Annotated in this window: 3 protein-coding genes; all 3 read left to right on the forward strand. The window is 68.3% G+C overall.

Going from position 1 to position 2,304, the window contains the following annotated elements:
• A partial coding sequence (locus RBB18_RS23090) for an enoyl-CoA hydratase/isomerase family protein (RefSeq protein ID WP_306112636.1) occupies nucleotides 1-758 on the forward strand: 758 nt, incomplete at its 5' end.
• On the forward strand, nucleotides 755-1,582 hold the full coding sequence (locus RBB18_RS23095) for a CoA transferase subunit A (protein WP_103765133.1): 828 nt from the start codon (nucleotides 755-757) through the stop codon (nucleotides 1,580-1,582). The genes RBB18_RS23090 and RBB18_RS23095, both read left to right, overlap by 4 nt.
• A partial coding sequence (locus RBB18_RS23100) for a CoA-transferase subunit beta (RefSeq protein WP_306112637.1) occupies nucleotides 1,579-2,304 on the forward strand: 726 nt, incomplete at its 3' end. The genes RBB18_RS23095 and RBB18_RS23100, both read left to right, overlap by 4 nt.

The raw sequence follows: 2,304 nt of genomic DNA on the forward strand, positions 1-2,304 counted from the left end.
TGCACACCGAAGGCCCCGTCTGGCGCCTGACCCTGAACGCGCCGGACACGCGCAACGCCTTGTCGCTCGACATGGTCGAGGCCCTGCATGCGGCCTTTGACCGGGTCGAGGCCGAAACGCCGCGCGGCCTGGTGATCACCGGCGCCGGGCCGGTCTTCTGTGCCGGGCTCGACCTTGCGGGGATCGAGAGCCGGTCGGACGCGGACATGCTGTGGCTGCTGACGCGCATCGAGCTGATGCTGCAGCGGCTGTGGTCCTTGCCGTGCCGGACACTCGGCCTGGCACAGAAAGCCGCGATCGGAGCGGGGGCCGACATCCTGGTCTGCTGCCAGCACCGCGTGCTGTCGGACGGCGGGCGCATGGCGTTCCCGGGTCTCGGGTTCGGCATCTTCCTCGGCACGCATCGCCTGTCGCTTCGGATTGGCGGCAACGCGGCGGAACGGGTGCTGTCTGCCGGCGGGCCCGTCGCCGCGGAGGATGCGCTGCGGCTTGGCCTCGTGCATGCCACGCCCGCCGCGCCGGAAGAGGCGCTGGAGGACTGGAGCGCAGGGGTGTTGAAACTTGACCCGCACGTGGCGGCGCAGCTGTCGACCACGGTCTGCCGGGCCGATCCCGAAGCGGACATGGCCGCGTTCGTCGCGTCTGCCGCGCGGCCCGGTCTGCGCGACCGGATCGCCGCCTACGTCGCGGCCCAGAAAGCGGCGCGGCAAGACGCCAAAGCCGCAACAGACACTTTGAAGCGAAAGGTTCCCTCATGACCCGTTCGGAAAAACTTGTCACCCTGGAAGAGATGGTCGCCACGATCCCGGATGGCGCGTCCATCGGGCTGGGCGGCAGTTTCCTGCACCGCGGCCCCTTCGCCTTTGTCCGCGAGCTGATCCGGCAGGGCAAGCGCGACCTGGAAATCATCAAGGCATCCCCCGGTTACGACATCGACATCCTGTGCCGGGCCGGGTGCGTGTCGCGCGTGCGGGCCGGGATCGTCGCCATGGAAGGCAATTTCGGTCTTGCCGGCGGGTATCGCAAGGCGATCGAAAGCGGGACGGTGAAGCTGGAAGAACACGCCTGCATGACGCTGACCGCCGGGCTGCGCGCGGCCGGAGCCGGCGTGCCCTTCATGCCGGTCGGCGGCGTGCATGGCAGCCAGATCGCCGAGGTGTCCGGCTGGAAGAAGATGACAGACCCCTACGGCGGCGAAGAAGAGGTCTGGCTGATCCCGGCCATCCGCCCGGATTTCGCCGTCATTCATGCCCATGCGGTGGACCGCGACGGCAATGCCCGCGTCGAGGGCTCGCCGCATTGGGACCGGGCGCTGACACGCGCGGCCCGCAAGGTCCTGGTGACCGCCGAGACCCTGGCCCCGTCCGAAAGCTTTTCGCAGCGGCCGGAACTGACCCTGGTGCCCGCTTTCATGACCGCCGCCGCCGTTCATGCGCCGCAGGGCGCCTGGCCGGGGTCGCTCGCCCCGGTTTACGACGTCAACTACGATGCCGTCGCCCGGTACGTGGAAGAAAGCGCCGATGGCTCCATCGAGGAGCACATGGCGGCGGCACCCGAAGCCAGGCAGGAGGAGCCGGCATGACCAAGTATACCCCGTTTTCCTATATCGTCATCAACCTGGCCCGCCTGATCCGACCGTCAGAGGTGACGTTCTCGGGTGTGAACTCGACCCTGCCGATGCTGGCCTGCCTGGTCGCGAAGCGCGCCTACGACTTCGACTTCACATGGCTGAACGTCGCCGGAGGGGTCGATGCCGAGCTGGCGGGACCGGTGCCCCTGTCGTCGGGGGACGCGGCCCTTACCGCGGGCTCGCGCTCGATCTTTGCCAACGAGGATTTCTACGATCTGTGCACGCGCGGCGGCATGGACCTGTGTTTCCTCGGCGCCAGCCAGATCGACGGCACCGGGGCGACCAACAACTCGGTCATCGGGGACTGGGACAGCCCCAAGGTGCGCCTGCCGGGCGGCGGCGGATCGGCCGTGATGATGCCGACGCTGAAGCGGGCCGCCACGTGGCGGACGGAGCATTCGACGCGCACGCTGGTCGACACGCTGTTCTTCCAGACAGCCAAGGGGAACCTGCAATCCGTCGTCACGCCGATGTGCGTTTTCGACAAGAGGGACGGACGGCTTGCGGTGGCCTCGCATCACCCGGATGTCACGCTGGACGACATACGTGCCGCGACCGGTTTCGAAACCGACATGTCGCAGGCCGGTCCAACCCCCGAACCCACCGCGGCGGAACTGGCGGCGCTGAGGGCACTGGATCCCGATGGCACATTCGAAGCGGATGCCGCGGTCCGA

The organism is Roseovarius sp. MMSF_3298 (assembly GCF_030733705.1).
Taxonomy (GTDB): domain Bacteria; phylum Pseudomonadota; class Alphaproteobacteria; order Rhodobacterales; family Rhodobacteraceae; genus Roseovarius; species Roseovarius confluentis.